The 16,684-nt window shown below is 73.1% G+C and carries 15 protein-coding genes; 7 read left to right on the forward strand and 8 right to left on the reverse strand.

Going from position 1 to position 16,684, the window contains the following annotated elements:
* Positions 1 to 80: 80 nt before the first annotated feature.
* Positions 81 to 944, forward strand: coding sequence for an exodeoxyribonuclease III (locus tag ACIBEJ_RS03725; RefSeq protein ID WP_397181032.1), 864 nt, complete (start codon positions 81 to 83; stop codon positions 942 to 944).
* Here ACIBEJ_RS03725 and ACIBEJ_RS03730 read toward each other — a convergent pair.
* The 5 genes from ACIBEJ_RS03730 to ACIBEJ_RS03750 all read right to left on the reverse strand — a co-directional run bounded on the left by ACIBEJ_RS03730 (position 941) and on the right by ACIBEJ_RS03750 (position 6,718).
* Complete coding sequence (locus tag ACIBEJ_RS03730) at positions 941 to 2,095, reverse strand: MFS transporter (protein ID WP_397181033.1); 1,155 nt, start codon at positions 2,093 to 2,095, stop codon at positions 941 to 943. The genes ACIBEJ_RS03725 and ACIBEJ_RS03730 overlap by 4 nt on opposite strands.
* Before the next feature lie 72 nt (positions 2,096 to 2,167).
* Entirely contained in the window at positions 2,168 to 3,286 is a 1,119-nt protein-coding gene (locus ACIBEJ_RS03735) for an MBL fold metallo-hydrolase (protein ID WP_397181034.1), read from the reverse strand.
* 68 nt (positions 3,287 to 3,354) lie between these two features.
* The gene (locus ACIBEJ_RS03740) at positions 3,355 to 4,767 is read right to left on the reverse strand and encodes a carboxylesterase/lipase family protein (protein WP_397181035.1); all 1,413 of its coding nucleotides are present in this window, start codon (positions 4,765 to 4,767) and stop codon (positions 3,355 to 3,357) included.
* 40 nt (positions 4,768 to 4,807) lie between these two features.
* Positions 4,808 to 5,479, reverse strand: a complete 672-nt coding sequence (locus tag ACIBEJ_RS03745; protein WP_397181036.1) for a DUF3152 domain-containing protein — start codon at positions 5,477 to 5,479, stop codon at positions 4,808 to 4,810.
* Between the two features lie 39 nt (positions 5,480 to 5,518).
* Positions 5,519 to 6,718: an NAD(P)/FAD-dependent oxidoreductase gene (locus tag ACIBEJ_RS03750; RefSeq protein WP_397181037.1), complete on the reverse strand. Its 1,200-nt coding sequence runs from the start codon at positions 6,716 to 6,718 to the stop codon at positions 5,519 to 5,521.
* Between the two features lie 35 nt (positions 6,719 to 6,753).
* On the opposite strand from ACIBEJ_RS03750, the gene ACIBEJ_RS03755 reads away from it, so the two are divergent.
* Genes ACIBEJ_RS03755 through ACIBEJ_RS03765 form a run of 3 tightly spaced genes read left to right on the forward strand, consistent with a single transcriptional unit; the run spans position 6,754 to position 9,190 of the window.
* Positions 6,754 to 7,959 (forward strand): Tm-1-like ATP-binding domain-containing protein, encoded by a 1,206-nt coding sequence (locus ACIBEJ_RS03755; RefSeq protein WP_397181038.1) that lies wholly within the window; start codon positions 6,754 to 6,756, stop codon positions 7,957 to 7,959.
* A complete protein-coding gene (locus ACIBEJ_RS03760; protein WP_397181039.1) occupies positions 7,956 to 8,777 on the forward strand; it encodes a phosphoenolpyruvate hydrolase family protein in 822 nt (273 codons plus the stop codon). The genes ACIBEJ_RS03755 and ACIBEJ_RS03760 overlap by 4 nt, the downstream gene beginning before the upstream one ends.
* The gene (locus ACIBEJ_RS03765) at positions 8,777 to 9,190 is read left to right on the forward strand and encodes a cupin domain-containing protein (RefSeq protein ID WP_397181040.1); all 414 of its coding nucleotides are present in this window, start codon (positions 8,777 to 8,779) and stop codon (positions 9,188 to 9,190) included. Before ACIBEJ_RS03760 ends, ACIBEJ_RS03765 begins: the two co-directional genes overlap by 1 nt.
* Here the strand turns inward: ACIBEJ_RS03765 and ACIBEJ_RS03770 are convergent.
* Positions 9,187 to 9,618: a type II toxin-antitoxin system PemK/MazF family toxin gene (locus tag ACIBEJ_RS03770; protein WP_397181041.1), complete on the reverse strand. Its 432-nt coding sequence runs from the start codon at positions 9,616 to 9,618 to the stop codon at positions 9,187 to 9,189. The genes ACIBEJ_RS03765 and ACIBEJ_RS03770 overlap by 4 nt on opposite strands.
* A 120-nt stretch (positions 9,619 to 9,738) precedes the next feature.
* On the opposite strand from ACIBEJ_RS03770, the gene ACIBEJ_RS03775 reads away from it, so the two are divergent.
* Positions 9,739 to 9,945 carry a hypothetical protein gene (locus ACIBEJ_RS03775; RefSeq protein WP_397181042.1) on the forward strand — a complete coding sequence of 69 codons (207 nt, stop codon included), beginning with the start codon at positions 9,739 to 9,741 and terminating at the stop codon, positions 9,943 to 9,945.
* Between the two features lie 7 nt (positions 9,946 to 9,952).
* On the opposite strand, the gene ACIBEJ_RS03780 is transcribed toward ACIBEJ_RS03775, so the two are convergent.
* Positions 9,953 to 11,788 carry a sialidase family protein gene (locus tag ACIBEJ_RS03780; protein WP_397181043.1) on the reverse strand — a complete coding sequence of 612 codons (1,836 nt, stop codon included), beginning with the start codon at positions 11,786 to 11,788 and terminating at the stop codon, positions 9,953 to 9,955.
* 86 nt (positions 11,789 to 11,874) lie between these two features.
* On the reverse strand, positions 11,875 to 13,305 hold the full coding sequence (gene gndA / locus ACIBEJ_RS03785; RefSeq protein WP_397181044.1) for an NADP-dependent phosphogluconate dehydrogenase: 1,431 nt from the start codon (positions 13,303 to 13,305) through the stop codon (positions 11,875 to 11,877).
* Positions 13,306 to 13,385: 80 nt separating this feature from the next.
* Between gndA and ACIBEJ_RS03790 the strand changes: the two genes are divergently transcribed.
* Together ACIBEJ_RS03790 and ACIBEJ_RS03795 are read left to right on the forward strand one after the other, a co-directional pair.
* Positions 13,386 to 14,033, forward strand: coding sequence for an NAD(P)H-binding protein (locus ACIBEJ_RS03790; RefSeq protein ID WP_397181045.1), 648 nt, complete (start codon positions 13,386 to 13,388; stop codon positions 14,031 to 14,033).
* Between the two features lie 104 nt (positions 14,034 to 14,137).
* Entirely contained in the window at positions 14,138 to 16,669 is a 2,532-nt protein-coding gene (locus tag ACIBEJ_RS03795) for an ATP-dependent Clp protease ATP-binding subunit (protein WP_397181046.1), read from the forward strand.
* Positions 16,670 to 16,684: the final 15 nt, after the last annotated feature.

Raw genomic sequence — 16,684 nt, forward strand, 5'->3', positions numbered from 1 at the left:
CGAGGTGTCGAGGGGACCAGCCTATGAGCTGGGGTTCACCCGGGGAGAGCTGATCGTGAATCCCGGATATCGTGGATCGGGTGCGAGTAGCGACCTGGAACGTGAACTCGGTCAAGCAGCGGCTGCCCCGCCTCCTTCCCTGGCTGGACCAGCGCCGTCCCGACGTCGTCTGCCTTCAGGAGACCAAGCTGGCCGACCAGGCCTTCGCCGACCTGCTGGGCGAGGAACTGGCCGGGCGCGGCTACGAGGTGGCCGCGCACGGCGAGGCCCGCTGGAACGGCGTGGCGATCCTGTCAAGGGTGGGCCTCGACGACGTGGTCACCGGGGTGGCCGGAGCGCCCGGCTTCCCGCACCAGGAGGCGCGGGCGGTGGCGGCGACCTGCGGGGGAGTGCGGGTGCACTCGGTGTACGTGCCGAACGGGCGCACCCCGGACTCCGACCACTACCACTACAAGCTCGCCTGGCTGGCCGCGCTGCGCGAGGTGGTGCGGCTCGGGCCGGTCGAGGCGATGGTGTGCGGCGACGTGAACATCGCGCCCGCCGACGCCGACGTCTTCGATCCGGCCGCCTACGAGGGCCAGACGCACGTGACCGCGCCGGAGCGCGCCGCGCTGGCCGAGCTGCGCGAGCTGGGCCTGCACGACGTGGTACGCGAGCGCTGGCCGGAGGAGCGGGTGTTCACCTACTGGGACTACCGGGCCGGCATGTTCCACAAGGACCTCGGCATGCGCATCGACCTGGTGCTGGCCGCCGGGCCCGTGGCCGAGCGGGTGCGGGCGGCGTGGGTCGACCGGCACGCGCGCAAGGGCACCGGGCCGAGCGACCACGCGCCGGTGATCGTGGACCTGGACGAGGCCCCCGACGGCGACATCGGCCCGGTCGTGCCGCCGCCGTCGGCCCCCGCCCCGAAACCCGGATCGGTGAAGCTGCCCCAGGCGCCCTAGCCCCGGCGGGTGAGCGCCGCCAAGGAGACGGCCATCGCCAGGGCGGCGGCGCCCGCGCACAGCATCACGGCGCCGAGGCCCAGCGTGTCCACGACCAGGCCGCCGGACAGGGCGCCGAGCGCGAACGTGGCCTGGAAGGAGCTGGTGAACACGACCGTGGCCGCCTCGGGCGCGTCGGGGGCGGCGCGGGCGAACCAGGTCTGCGAGCAGACCGGGACGGCGCCGTAGGCCAGGCCCCACAGGGCCAGCAGGGCGATCGCGCCCCAGGCGGTGCCGCCGGCGACGGGCAGCAGCAGGGTGACGGCGGCGATGAGCGCTCCGGCCGCCGCGAAGGTGGCGCGGGGGCGGGTGGTGACCGTCCGGCCCGCGAGGAAGTTCCCGGCCACGCCGGCGGCGCCGTACAGGAGGAGGACCGAGCTGACGGCGGCGGGGTGCAGGCGTGTGACCTGCTCCAGGAACGGCGTGACGTAGGTGTAGGCGCCGAAGTGGGCGAGCACGACGAGGAAGGTGGCCAGCAGGGCGACCACGGTGCCGCGGCGGCGCAGGATCGCCAGCAGGGTCCCCGCCGCGGTGATGCGGTCGGCGGGCAGCGGCGGGAGCAGGATCAGCAGGGCGGCCAGGACGAGCACCGCCAGCCCCGCCAGTACGGCGAAGGCCGCCCGCCAGCCCGCGGCGTGGCCGATGAGCGTGCCGGCGGGCACGCCGAGCACCGAGCCGAGCGGCACCGCGGAGAAGATCAGCGCGGTCGCGGCGCCCACGGCGGCGGGCCGCACGAGGCGCCCGGCCAGCCCCGCGCCCACCGACCAGAACCCGCCGATCGTGAGCCCGACGAGAATCCTGGAGACCAGCATCGCCTCGTAGGACCACGCCACCGCGGCCAGCACGTCGGCGGCGGCCAGCAGCGCCATCATCGCGCACAGCGTCACCCGGCGGTCCAGGCGGGCCATGGCCAGCGTGAGCGACGGCGCGGCGAGCGCGGCGACGATGCCCGGCAGTGTCATCGTCAGCCCGGTGACGCCGTCGGTGAGGCCGAAGTCGCCTCCGATGGCGGTCAGCAGGCCGATGGGCAGGATCTCGCTGGTGACGATGGTGAAGATGCCCAGGGTGAGGGCGGCGACGGCGAGCCATCGCACCAAGGGTGTGTCGGACATGGAGCCCAGCCAAGCATCGGCACACCCCGGAGCACCGGCGCGAATCGGACCCGACCGGCCGCCCCCGGCTCCCTAGGCCAGCATCTCCCACCAGGTGTCGAGCGCCGGCGCGTCGGCGGTGTCGACCCGCTCGCCCGGCCGCGGCACCACGATCCTGACCTCGCGCGCCTTGGCCTCGCGCCACAGCCGGTCCACCGGCTCGCCCCACGGGTGCAGCGCCAGCGTGAACGTCGCCCAGTGGACCGGCAGCATCAGCGCCGCGCCCAGGTCGATGGTGGCGTTGACCGCCTCCTCCGGGTTCATGTGGATGTCGGGCCAGGCCGGGCTGTAGGCGCCGATCGGCATCAGCGCCAGGTCGAACGGTCCGTGCGCGGCGCCGATGCCCTTGTAGCCCTCGAAGTAGCCGGAGTCGCCGGCGTAGAAGACGCGCTTGTCGCGGCCGGCCACCACCCACGAGCCCCACAGCGTGTCGTTGCGGGTCAGCGAGCGGCCGGAGAAGTGCCGGGCGGCCGTGGCGACGAAGCGCAGCCCGGCGACCACCGCCTCCTCGTCCCAGTCCAGCTCGATGATCCGGAACATCGGCACGCCCCAGCGCTCCAGGTGCGCGCCGATGCCCAGCGGCACGAGGAAGGGCGCCTTCTGGGAGCTGGTCAGCCGCCGCACCGTGGCCATGTCCAGGTGGTCGTAGTGGTCGTGCGAGATCACGATCGCGTCCACCTCGGGCAGTTCGCCCAGCTCGATCGGCACCGGGTGGTGGCGCCGCGGGCCGACGAGCTGCGAGGGGGAGGGACGGTTGCTCCAGATCGGGTCGAACAGGACCCGCCTGCCCTCGATCTCGATCAGCGTGGAGGCGTGGCCGTACCAGACGGCGCGGAGGCCCTCGGAGGCCGGCTCGCCCGAGGGCGGCGTCAGCACCGGGATCAGCCCGGCCGGGCGGCGCTGGGACCGGTCGCGCGTCAGCTCGGCCAGCATGCCGGGGTCGGGCCTGCCGGTGTTGGTCGGCTCGGGCATCGGGTTGAAGAACGTGCCGTCCTTGAACTGCGGCGAGCGCCGCATCCTGGCCACTCGCTCGGGCCCCGACAGCAGTGGCCGTACGCCGAGCTCGGCCGGCACGTCCCGCAGCGCCCAGCCGGCCGCGGCCAGGGCGGCTCCCCCCACGAGCAGACGCCGTGCCGTCCGCGATCCCGCCATGTCACACTCCTTGCATAGTCAACTCTCTCTCGAAGATATATCGCGATAATTTGTGGTGAGCGCGGGGGTCAGGACATGGCGGGAAAGCCCGCTTCCGTCCACAGGGCGCGGGTCGCGGACTCGGGATCGCCGACGTCGGACGGCGTCACGTCGAACAGGTGGGTCACGGCGTTGACCGGCTCGTACTCCGGCCAGCCCGGCTCGCCCGTCGCCGCGAAGCGCGTCCAGGCCGAGCGGAACTGCGCCGAGACGCCCTCCGCCTCGGGCGAGCCGCCGATGAGCAGCCCGGCCAGCTCGGTGCCGAGCGTGCCGAACGTGAGCGGCACGTCCAGTCCGTGGCAGGCGCCGAGCGGCGTGGGCGCCCAGGTCAGCTCGTAGGCGTGGGTCGGGCCGGTGTGCGCGCCGGCCAGCACCGCGCTCGGCATCCGGAACAGCCAGTCGGACATCAGCCGCAGGCGCAGCTCCGCCTCCGGATAGGCGGTGCGATACACCACGTCCGCCTGCGGCGGCGCGAGCGTCTTCATCGCCGTCCCGGTGTCGCCGCTCTCGCCCATCGCCTGGAACAGCGCGTACTCGTCGCGGGTGAAGCCCACCAGCAGATCCACGTCGCAGGCCGCGCCGTCGGTCAGCGCCTCCCACGGCGTCTGCGGCAGCACCTCGCCGTCCACGACGGGTGAGAACGCCATCCCGACCACCGCGACCGCGCCCCACCGCGCGGTGTTCCCGCGCAGGTCGAGCTGGGCGAAGTCGTGCGCGGCCGTCAGCAGTTCCTCGGGGCTTCGCTCGTACGGCGAGCCGCCCGCCCTGGCCATGATCCCGGCCGAGATGCGGGCCGCGAGCCCGGGGGTGAAGAACGTGCCCGGCACGCTCTGCGCGATCACCCGCCGGAACAGGCCCGCCGCCGACGGCATCGCCATGAGGCAGGCCGCCGCCCCGGCCCCCGCCGACTGCCCGAACACGGTCACGTTGCCCGGATCGCCGCCGAACGCCGCGATGTTCTCCCGCACCCAACGCAGCGCCTGCACCTGGTCCAGGAGCGCCCGGTTGGCCGGGGCGCCCTCGACGAACCCGTAGCCCTCCATGCCGATCCGGTGGTTGAACGTCACCACCACCACGCCCTCGCGGGCCAGCCGGGTCCCGTCGTAGTCGGGCAGCCCGGCGGCGCCGATGACATAGCCGCCGCCGTAGATCCACACCATCACCGGCAGGCCGGAGCCGCCGGGGTCGGGCGTCCAGACGTTGACCGACAGGCAGTCCAGGCCGTCGGCGGAGCTCCACCGCGCGAGCCCGGCCATCATGGCCACCTGCGGCGGGGCCGGGCCGAACCGCACGGCCTCGAAGGTGCCCTCCCACGGGGCTTTGGGCACCGGCGCCGCGAACCGGTTCGGGCCGAAGGGGGGCTCGGCGTAGGGGATGCCGAGGAAGGAGGTGACGTCGTCGGAGGTCTGACCGCTGATCTTGCCCGTGGTGATCGTCGTCATGTACCAAACTTACGCTTGGCAGGTGCGCTCGTGCCGCCGCTCAGGGGTTGGGCCAGGGGTTGGGGCGGCAGCCGTCCAGGGACTTCGACTGCTGGAGCATCACCGGGGCCAGGCGGCCCCTGCCCGGGCAGGAGCGGTGGCTGTGGCCCAGGCCGTGGCCTACTTCGTGGTTGATCACGTAGTGGCGGTAGCGGGCCAGGTCACCGTGGTACTGCGGGACGCCTCTGGCCCAGCGCACGGCGTTGATCACCGATCGCCGGCCGTCCCAGCAGGACAGGTCGCCGCCGGTGTTCAGCGGCAGGCACTGGCGGTCGGTCAGGCGGGGGCTGGACAGGGCCACGCTCAGGCGTACCGGGCCGTGGTCGACGCGCTGGAAGCGGCCCCAGCCGCGCGGGTCGTTGAGGGTCCGGTGAACGGCTTGCGCGAACGCCCTGGGCTCGAAGGGCAGGCCGCGCTCGGTCTCGACCATGTAGCGGACCGGGGGCCGGTGTCCGGGGCGCGGCTGGGCCCGGCCCTTGACCACCGCGTACCGGCCTGAGGCGGAGTAGGGGACCTTGACCCGCTTGCCGGGTTTGGGGCCCGAGGCGGCGGCCGCCCGTGCCTGTTGCCCGAGGTGCTGGGTGGGAGGCGCCGCCTGCGGGGCGGGCGGGGCGGTCTGGCCGCCGCACGCGGCGGACGTGAGCAGCACCACGAGCAGAACCGGCAGTCGCACCCAACTCTCCCCACATGATCACTAGAGGGGAGAAGACGATCATACGCCCGGAACGACCGCATAAGGCGTCAGGTCGATCTCCGGCGTTTCGCCCAGAACCAGGGATGTGGCCAGCATTCCGGCATACGGCCCCGCGGTCAGGCCGTAGGCGCTGAGGCCGGTGGCGACGACCACCTTCGCGGTCAGGCGGGCGATGAGCGGGCGCTCGCCGTCCACCATCGGGCGCAGTCCCGACCGGGTCTCGGCCAGGCTCGCTCCGGCCAGGCCGGGCGCCAGCCGTACCCCGGCCGACAGCACCTCCGCCAGGCCCGCGACGGTCACGCGCGCGTCGAAACCGGCGTCCTCCCGCGTCGCGCCCACGACCACCCGCGAGCCGGGGAAGCCCAGCAGGTAGGGGCCGCGCCGGGGCAGCACGATCGGCCAGCCGGAGGTGTCCACCCCGTCGAGCACGGCGTGCACGATCTGGCCCCGCAGCGGCGTGACCGGCAGGGCGATGCCGAGGGACGCGCACACCTGCCCGCTCCAGGCGCCCGCGGCCACGATCACGGCGTCGGCGGGCACAGGAACCCCGGAACCCGCCCCGCGCGACTCGCCCTCCTCGCCCGTCAAGCCCGGTCTGCGCGGTCCTCGCCGTCCGTGTGGCTCACCCGGTCCGCGCTGTTCGCCCAACTCGCCCTGCTTGTGCTGCTTGTGTGGCGTGCCGGTGGACGGGTGGTTGTGGTGGAGGAGGACGGTGCCGTCGGGGAGGAGCTCGGCGTGGCCGTGCAGGAGGGCGACGCCCCCGGCCACCGCGTCGGCGAGCAGGGCGTCCCGGACCGCGCGGCCGTCCACGCGGGCCGCGCCCGGCACGCGCAGCGCGCTCAGGCCGGGGGCCAGGGGCGGGAAGAGCGCGGCGGGATCCGGAACCTCCGTGATCTCCCCCATCTCCGGCGCGTCCGGATATCTGGCCTCAAGCAGGCGGCGGACCGGCTCCAGCTCCGCCCTCTCCTCGGCCACCAGCAACGCCCCGACCCGCGCATAACCCGCGCGCTCCGGGTAACGACGGGCGGCGGCCCGTGCCAGCTCGTACCAGGCGGGATCGTCCTCGTGGTCCACCCACGGGCACACGATCCCGGCGCCCGCCTCCGTCGCCTGCCCCGCCAGCCCGGCGTCGATCACCGTCACCGCCACCCCGCGGCGGCTGAGATGGTAGGCGGCGCTCGCTCCGACGATTCCCTTGCCGATCACCACAACCCTCATACCAAGATGATCGCAGCGAAGATAACGTCGGTCACATGGCAGTGGTACTGATCGGAACGCTGGACACCAAAGGCCCCGAGTACGCCTGGCTGCGCGGACGACTCGCGGACCTGGGCAGGGAGGTGCTCGTCGTCGACACGGGCGTCGGCCCGTCCGGCCTGGCCGCCGACGTCCCCGCCGCCCAGGTGGCCGCCCGCGCCGGGGCCGACCTGGAGGCGCTGCGGGCCGCGGGCGACCGGGGCGCGGCCGTCACCGCGATGGGGGAGGGCGCGGCCGAGGTCCTGGCCGAGCTGCACCGGTCGGGACGGGTGGACGCGGTGCTGGCCGTCGGCGGCAGCGGCGGCTCCTCGATCGCCGCCAGAGCGGTTCGCGACCTGCCGATCGGCCTGCCCAAGCTCATCGTGTCCACCATGGCCTCCGGCGACGTCGCGCCGTACGTCGGGGCCAAGGACGTCACGCTCATGTACTCCGTCGTGGACATCGCGGGCGTCAACCGCCTCTCCCGCGCGATCCTCGGCAACGCCGCCGCCGCGGTCGCGGGCATGGCCCAGGAGTACGCCGCGCGCGGCCCGGCCCAGGACGGCGACCGGCCGCTGGTCGGGGCCTCCATGTTCGGCGTCACCACCCCGGCCGTCGACGCGGCCAGGGCCAGGCTCGACGAGCTCGGCTACGAGGTCCTCGTCTTCCACGCCACCGGCTCCGGCGGACGCGCCCTGGAGGGCCTGGCCGAGAGCGGCATGCTGGCCGGGGTCCTCGACCTCACCACCACCGAGCTGGCCGACGAACTGGTCGGCGGCGTCCTGTCGGCGGGACCCGAGCGGCTGACCGCCGCCGGACGGCACGGCGTCCCGCAGGTCGTCGCCCCCGGCGCGCTGGACATGGTCAACTTCGGGCCCCGCGACACCGTGCCGGAGCGTTTCGCCGCCCGCACCCTCTACGTCCACAACCCGGCCGTCACGCTCATGCGCACCACCAAGGCCGAGATGGCCGAGCTGGGCCGCGAGATCGCCGCCAAGCTGGCGCGGGCCACCGGTCCTGCCGTGCTGTTCGTCCCGGAGGGCGGCGTCTCCGCCCTCGACGCGCCCGGCATGCCGTTCCACGACCCGGAGGCGGACGAGGCGGCCTTCGCCGAACTGGCCGCCTTCCCGCGGACCGAGCGCGTGGCCGCGCACATCAACGACCCGGAGTTCGGCCGCGCCATGGCCGACCGGCTCCACCTGCTGATCAAGGGGGACCAGTGAACAGGCAGACGGTTCTGGAACGGCTGCGCCGTACCGTGGAGGAAGGAAGACCGATCATCGGCGCGGGCGCCGGGACGGGCCTGTCGGCCAAGTGCGCCGAGGCGGGCGGCGTCGACCTGATCATCATCTACAACTCCGGCCGCTACCGGATGGCCGGGCGCGGCTCGCTGGCGGGCCTGCTGCCCTACGGCGACGCCAACCAGATCGTCGTCGACATGGCCGCCGAGGTCCTGCCGGTGGTGTGTGACACTCCGGTGCTCGCGGGCGTGTGCGGCACCGACCCGTTCCGTGTCATGCCGCGCTTCCTCGACGAGCTCAAGGCCATGGGGTTCGCGGGCGTGCAGAACTTCCCCACGGTCGGCTTGTACGACGGCGTCTTCCGGCAGAACCTGGAGGAGACCGGCATGGGTTTCGACCTGGAGGTCGAGATGGTCAGGCTGGCGCACGAACGCGACCTGGTCACCGCCCCCTACGTCTTCGACGAGGACCAGGCGCGGGCCATGGCACGGGCGGGCGCCGACGTGCTCGTCCCGCACGTGGGCCTGACCACCAAGGGCTCCATCGGCGCCGGGACCGCCCTCACGCTGGACGAGGCGGTGGCCCGCGTCCAGGCGATGCGCGACGCCGCGGTGGCGGCCAGGCCGGACGTGATCGTCCTGTGCCACGGCGGCCCCATCGCCGAGCCCGCCGACGCCGCCCACGTCCTGCGCAACACCAAGGGCGTCGCGGGCTGCTTCGGCGCCTCGTCGGTCGAACGCCTGCCCACGGAACGCGCCATCACCGAGCAGGTGGCCGCATTCAAGAACCTGGAGGTCTGATGCTGGTAAGTCCGGACAACGTGCCGACGATGGCCTTCGACTGGGGGTCGATCAAGTGGTTCGTCACGCCGTCGCTCATCCCGGGCGCGGGCTCCACGCTCGGCGAGGTGATCGTCAACCCGGGCAAGGGCCACGCCCGCCACAACCACCCGAACGCCGAGGAGATCATCTACGTCATCTCCGGCGAGGCCACCCAGATGGTCGGTGACACAGAGCCGTTCCCGATCAGGGAGGGCGACACGGTCCACATCCCGGCGGGCGCCTACCACTCGACGTTCAACAGCACGTGGCGCCCGCTGCGGCTCATCGTCACCTACACGCCGGGCGGCGAGGAGAAGGCGCTGGAGGGCGCCCCGGACTACCGCCCGCACGAGCCGGGCACGGTCGCCGAATGGCGCCAGGCTGACGGCTAGCCGTCAGCGGCCCAGCCGTGGGTGCGCTTGAGCAGGGCGGCGACGCGGGCGAACCGCTCGCCGTCCAGCACCGCGCCCTCGCGCCTGATGTCGTCCTCGTCCAGCACGAAGACCCGGTCCGTCCGCAGCCAGGACGGCTTGCCGTCCCGGTTCCAGGCGCCGAGCGGAAACCACTCCGGCCCGTCGTCCCCGCGGCTGGACACCATCAGGCCGAGCAGCCTGCGCCCCGTCCTGCCGACGACCAGCAACGGCCGATCCTTGCCCCGCGCCGGATCCTCCTCGTAGGGGACCCACGCCCAGACGATCTCCCCGGGGTCGGCCAGGCCGTCCAGGTCGGGGGAGTAGGCCAGGCTGGCGGCCCGGTCCACCGAGTAAACCTCCCGCACCGCGCCCCGCACCGGCCGCGGATCCTCTCCCACATCGCGCACGCGAGCAGGTTACTCGCTTTGCTGGTCCATCGCGGCTTTTGCGGCGATCTTGCCGTGTGGCCTGCGCCGGAGTGCGGCCTGTTCTCGCGTTGCGCGCCCCATAAGTGTCCTGCGCGCCCCATGAGTTACGGTCGGCCGCCCCCACCCCACCCGCCGCACGGGGCGGGCGACCTTCCAGGAAACGGCAGGCAGGCCGCGCGCCTCAGCCGCCGCAACGACCGCCCCGTCGGCAGGCGCCACGGACAACCTCCGACCAGGGCCTCCAAGGGCGGGCCCGTGGGCCCGGGGACCGCCGTCGCCAACCCGGTGCCGCTCGGCGCGGGATAGGTCCGGCTCAGCTCCCGATCGTCGCGGTCACCAGGCTCCACTCGACGCGGGCGGCGCCGTCGGCCCAGTGCGCGGCGTGGGCGCGCTCGCGGCTGTCCTGCGCCACCCACGACACACCGGTGTCCTTGCCGTCGCGAAACAGCCGCGCCACGCCCGCGCTGTCCACGCTCACCCGCCAGACGGCGGGGCCGCCGGGATGGGCGTGGACGCGTTCCCACCGCTGCGAGCCCTTGCGCATCGCCCGGACCTCCGAGCGGCCGATGGAGAGCATGAGGCGTTTGGCGCCGTTCGCGACCTTGGTGTCGAGGTTGCCGTCGATCGCCTCGCCCAGGAACTCGACCGTGAAGTCACTGGCCCCCACCGGCTGCGTGACGCTCGTGCCGCGCAGTGTCATGGGCCGCGGCCAGGCGGCCAGGCAGTCGGTCACCTCCAGGAACTCAGGCTCCCCCTGGACGGTGACCCGCCCCGCCGGCACGCGGGCGCTCCACGCCAGATCGGTGCCCAGCAGGGTGGCGCGGCCCTCGCGGTCCACCAGCACCCGCCACGGGCCGGGGCGCGAGGGGGACAGCCGCCTGCCGCACTCGTAGAGCCCGTCGTCGCGCCACTCCAGGACCATCCCGCCCACGTCCACCGCGAACCCGGCGCCCGAGGCGGTCACCGTGTAGGCCCCCTGCGGTCCCGGCTCCCACAGGCCGCCCCGCCGGGAGCGCACGCCGGTGAAGCAGGTCGCCAGGTCGAGCGTGGCGGTGCGGATCGCCGTCCGGTTGTGCTCCCACACCACGCGCAGCCGCCCGGGGGACTCCTCCTCGGCGCTGGCGTAGACGTCCCAGCCGCGCGCCGTGCCCGTCGTCAGCCTCGGCCCGTCGGCGAACAGCCGCCCCGGGCTCCACGGCCGCCCCGGCTCCTTCACCTTGTAGTGCAGCACCTCGCGGTGCTGGTCGGGACGATCTCCACGGAACGGCCCAGCCAACGTGTTATAGATCGTGACATATCGGCCTTTGGAGTCTTTGGTGAAGAAGCCCTTCACGTAGTAGTTGGGCAGGTTCTCATCCAGCACCATCGGCGTCCACGTCAGGCCGCCGTCGCGGCTGAGACAGGTCGCCGAGTACGCCGGGCGCGTGCGGTAGAAGGCGTCCTTCTGCTCCGGCGTGCCCTCGACCAGCGTGCGCACCACCATGAGCAGCGCGTCGGGATCGTCCTGGGAGAGCACCACCTGGGGTTCGCCGACGCCGATTCCGCGTGGCGGCACGGCCAGCCCTCCGCGCCGCCACGTGCGCAGGTCGGACGAGCGCAGCACGCCCGCTCCCGCGCGTTCGGAATACGGCAGGAGCCAGGCTCCGCGATGACGGACCGGCTTGCCCGCCACCACGACGCCCCGCCCGTTGCCTGGAACGTCCACCTCGATCGGCCAGTCGGTCCAGGTCGCGCCGCCGTCCGCGCTGCGCCTGGCGGTGAGCTCGACGGGGAGGCCGTCCAGCTCACCGCCGTCCGCGCGCTCGCCGGAGAGGGTGATCCTGCCCAGGAAGGCGTAGAGCGCGGCGCCGTCGTTGAGGAAGATCACGTAGTGGTAGCGGTGGGTCGCGGTGGCCGGGGCCAGGGTGCCCGGCGTCCACGTGCGGCCGCCGTCGTGGGAGACCGCCAGGCCGATGGAGCCCTGCTCGCGCGGCTCCGCCGGGCCGGACACGCCCGCGCGCCAGCCGACCACGATCCGCCGCTCGCCGAGCACCGCGACGTCGGGGACCCGGTTGCCCTCATGGGCCGGTTCGCCGCCGGGCAGCGTGCGCACGTCGGCGAACACGGTGACCGGGCCGCTGACACCCGGACCCGCCACGTCCACGTCCATGCCGCACAGCCCAGTCGAACAGGACGCGCCGGGCAAGCCATGTCAGCGGATGTTCAACGGTTCTTCGCCCGGCCGGCCCCTGCGGGTCAGGAGCCGGTGGCGCGCTCCTTGCGGTCGCCCGACCAGTCGGTGTGGAAGACGCCCTCGCGGTCCACCCGGTGGTAGGTGTGCGCGCCGAAGTAGTCACGCAGGCCCTGCACGAGCGCGGCGGGCAGCCGGTCGCGGCGCAGGCCGTCGTAGTAGGCGAGCGCGGAGGAGAAGCCCGGGGTGGGCACGCCGATGCGCACCGCGGTCGTGACCACGCGCCGCCACGCGTCCTGCGCGGCGTTGAGCACCGAGGCGAACTCGGGTGCGGCCAGCAGCGTCGTCAGGTCGGGGTCGGCGTCGTAGGCGGCGCGGATCCGGTCCAGGAAGCGGGCCCTGATGATGCAGCCGCCGCGCCAGATCGTGGCCATGGCTCCGGGGTCGACGGCCCAGCCGTACTCCTTGGAGGCGGCGGCGATCTGGTCGAAGCCCTGCGCGTAGGCGACGATCTTGGAGGCCAGCAGCGCCTGCCGTACGTCCTCGACCAGCTCGCGGCCCTCCACGCCGGACAGCGACGGGCCCTCCAGCGAGCGGGCGGCGGCGCGCTGCTCCGGGTGGCCCGACAGGGCGCGGGCGAAGACCGCTTCAGCGATGCCGGTCACGGGCACGCCCAGGTCGAGGGCGCTCTGCACGGTCCAGCGACCGGTGCCCTTCTGCTCGGCCTGGTCCACCACCACGTCCACGAACGGCTCGCCGGTCGTCTCGTCCACCTGGTCGAGCACCTCGGCGGTGATCTCGATGAGGTACGACTCCAGCTCGCCCTTGTTCCACTCGCGGAAGATCCCGGCCAGTTCGGCGGGGCTCGCGCCGAGCGCCTGGCGCAGCAGGTCGTAGGACTCGGCGATGAGCTGCATGTCCGAGTACTCGATGCCGTTGTGCACCATCTTCACGAAATGCCCGGCGCCGTCGGGGCCCACGTGGACCGCACACGGCACGCCGTACACCTTGGCCGAGATGTCCTGGAGGATCGGCCCGAGCGCCTCCCACGACTCCGTGGAACCACCCGGCATGATCGACGGGCCGTTCAGCGCGCCCTCCTCGCCGCCGGAGATGCCGGTGCCGACGAAGTGGATGCCGCGCTCGCGCAGCGCCGCCTCGCGGCGCCGGGTGTCGGCGAAGTGCGCGTTGCCGCCGTCGACGATCATGTCGCCCGGCTCCATGTGCGCCGCCAGCTCCTCGATCACGGCGTCGGTGCCCGCTCCGGCCTTCACCATGATGATCGCGCGCCGGGGCCGCTTCAGCGACGCGACGAACCCCGCCACGTCCTGGGAGGGCAGGAACGTCCCCTCGCCGCCGAACTCCTTCACCAGGTCGTCGGTACGGCTGGCCGTCCGGTTGTGCACCGCCACCGCGTACCCGTGCCGGGCCAGGTTGCGGGCCAGGTTCCGGCCCATGACCGCCAATCCGGTGACGCCGATGTCTGCCAAGTCCATGATTCAGGCTCCTTTGCCGGTGATACGCACGATCAAGCCCGGAGGTTCGGCGGGATATTCCCCATGCAACCATGAGGCGTATGCGAACCATCATCGCGGGTGGACATGGACAGATCGCGCTACGCCTCGCGGCGTTGCTGGGCAAGGACGCGGTCGGACTGGTCCGCAACCCGGGCCACGTGGCCGACGTGGAGGCCGCCGGCGGCTCCGCCCTCGTGTGCGACCTGGAGCACGCGACGGTGGAGGAGGTGACCGCGCTCCTGGCCGGCGCCGAGGCCGCCGTCTTCGCCGCCGGAGCCGGTCCGAACAGCGGCGCCGCCCGCAAGGACACGGTGGACCGGGGCGCGGCCGTCCTGCTGGCCGAGGCCTGCGAGCGGGCGGGAGTGAGCCGCTTCGTACAGATCTCCTCGGTCGGCGCCGGCTCGCCCGCCGACGCGTCGAGGGGCGAGGTGTGGTCCGCCTACATCACCGCCAAGACCGCGGCCGAGGACGACCTCCGCACCCGCTCCCTGGCCTGGACCATCCTGCGCCCCGGCCGCCTGACCAACGAGCCCGGAACCGGCTCGGTCCTGCTGGAGCCGTCGGTGCCGGGCGGCACGGTGCCCCGCGCGGACGTGGCCGCCGTGGTGGCCGAACTCCTGCGTTCGGGCGCTGGAGTAGGCCACACCCTGGAACTGATCTCCGGCCCCACCCCGATCCCGCAAGCCTGCGCCCGCTACGCCTCCTGACCTCCGCCCCCGGTGGCGGGTGTCCGGGGTCGGGAACTTTGCGGAACACTGGGGTTGTTTGTCCGGGTTTCCGGCAATGGGCCTCTCCGGAGAGGGGAGAGGTCATGTCGGAAGCATCGCCGTTCGGGTCGTTCTTTGGCAGGGATCCGTTCCGCGGGTTCGAGGAGCTCACGGGCCGGGTCTTCGGTGGGATGGACGCCTGGCCGCCCTCCCGTCCGAGCGTCCAGCGCGTGGACGTGGGCAAGCTCCTCAGCCAGTCGGCCCGCGACATGCTGACCGCCGCCCTGGAGAGCGCCGCCCGTCGTGGCGCGCACGACCTGGACGTGCTCGACCTGCTCGACGCCGCCACCCAGGACGACCCGGGCCGCGCCCTGCTGCAGAACGCGGGCGTGGACGCCGACCGCCTCCATGACCGCATCGCCGCCCTCACCGGGGCCGACGTCCCCGGCCAGCCGCCGGACACCCTGAGCCCGGCCGCCAAGCGCGCCATCCTGGACGCCCAGCGCGTGTCCAGAGCGCTCGGCTCGTCCTACATCGGCCCCGAGCACCTCCTGCTCGCCCTGGCCGCCAACCCGGACTCCAGCGCCGCCCGCCTGCTGGCCGAGCAGGGCGCCTCCGCCAACGAACTCCAGCAGGCCCTCATGTCCGGCGCCGCCCAGCCCGGCCGCCGTACCGAGGCAGCGGCCAAGGGCGAGACGCCCGCCCTCGACGAGTACGGCCGCGACCTGACCGAGGAGGCCAGGCAGGGCAGGATCGATCCGGTCGTGGGCCGCGAGGACGAGATCGAGCAGGCCATCGAGGTGCTCTCGCGGCGTACCAAGAACAACCCGGTCCTCATCGGCGAGCCCGGCGTGGGCAAGACCGCGATCGTGGAGGGCATCGCCCAGCGCATCGTCAACGGCAGCGTCCCCGACACCCTCAAGGACCGCCGCGTCATCGCCCTGGACCTGACGGGCATGGTGGCCGGATCGAAGTACCGGGGCGAGTTCGAGGAGCGCATCAAGAAGGTCATCGACGAGGTACGCGAGCACGCCGACGAGACCATCGTCTTCATCGACGAGGTCCACACCCTGGTCGGCGCCGGCTCGGCGGAGGGCGGTATGGACGCGGCCAACATCCTCAAGCCCGCCCTGGCCCGCGGCGAGCTCCACGTCATCGCCGCCACCACGATCGACGAGTACCGCAAGAACATCGAGAAGGACGCGGCGCTCGAACGCCGCTTCCAGCCCATCCTGGTCCCGGAGCCGACCGTCGAGCAGACCGTGGAGATCCTCGCGGGGCTGCGCGACGCCTACGAGGCCCACCACCAGGTACGCATCACCGACGAGGCACTGGACGCCGCCGCCACGCTCTCCGACCGCTACGTCTCCGACCGGTTCCTGCCGGACAAGGCGATCGACCTCATGGACCAGTCCGCCGCCAGGGTACGGCTGCGCGCCCGCACCCCCGGCGCCGACGTGCGCGAGCTGGAGGACCGCCTCGACAGCCTGCGCAGGGAGAAGGACCAGGCCGTCTCCAGCGACGACTTCGACCGGGCCAAGGAGCTGACCCGCGAGATCGACAAGCTCCGTCCCGAACTGCAGAACGCCCGGCACGGCGACGACCGCGTCCCCGAGGTGTCGGTGGCCGACATCGCCGAGGTCGTCTCGCGGCGCACCGGCATCCCGGTCACCCAGCTCACCGAGCAGGAACGCGACCGGCTCATGCGCCTGGAGGAACACCTCCACCAGCGCGTCATCGGCCAGGACGAGGCCGTCGTCGCGATCGCGGAAGCCGTACGGCGTGCCAGGGCGGGCCTGTCGGACCCGAACCGGCCGATCGGCAGCTTCCTGTTCCTCGGCCCGACCGGCGTGGGCAAGACCGAACTGGCCCGCGCCCTGGCCGCGGCGCTGTTCGGCGGCGAGGACCACATGGTCCGCATCGACATGAGCGAGTTCCAGGAGCGGCACACCGTCTCCCGGCTGATCGGCGCCCCGCCCGGATACGTCGGCTACGAGGAGGCGGGGCAGCTCACCGAGGCCGTGCGCCGCCGTCCGCACGGGGTGATCCTCCTGGACGAGATCGAGAAGGCCCACCCGGACGTCATGAACATCCTGCTCCAGATGCTGGACGACGGCCGCCTGACCGACGGGCAGGGCCGTACCGTGGACTTCACCAACACGATCGTCATCATGACCAGCAACATCGGCGCCCAGCTCATCCTCGACTCCAGCGGCGACGCCGCGGAGCTGGAGGAGCGCCTCATGGACCTGCTGCGCCACTCGCTGCGCCCGGAGCTCCTGAACCGGATCGACGAGACGATCATCTTCAAGCGGCTGGAGAAGGAGGAACTGCGTCAGATCGTGGATCTCCTCCTGGAGAAGACCCGCCAGCGGTTGAAGGGCCAGGACATCGCGCTGGAGGTCACGGACGCGGCCAAGGACTGGCTGGCGGAGAAGGGCTACCAGCCGGAGTTCGGCGCCCGGCCGCTGCGGCGCACGGTGCAGCGCGAGCTGGACAACCGGCTGTCCACCATGGTGCTGACGGGCGAGGTGGGGGAGGGCGGCACGGTCAAGGTGGACGCCGGGACCGACGACCGCCTCGTGCTCCAGGCCACGACCCCGGAGCCGGCGGCGGCCGAGGAATCCGCGTCCTGACCCGTTTTGCGGGGG

The sequence above is a fragment of the Nonomuraea sp. NPDC050790 genome, assembly GCF_044456745.1.
Classification (GTDB): Bacteria; Actinomycetota; Actinomycetes; order Streptosporangiales; family Streptosporangiaceae; genus Nonomuraea.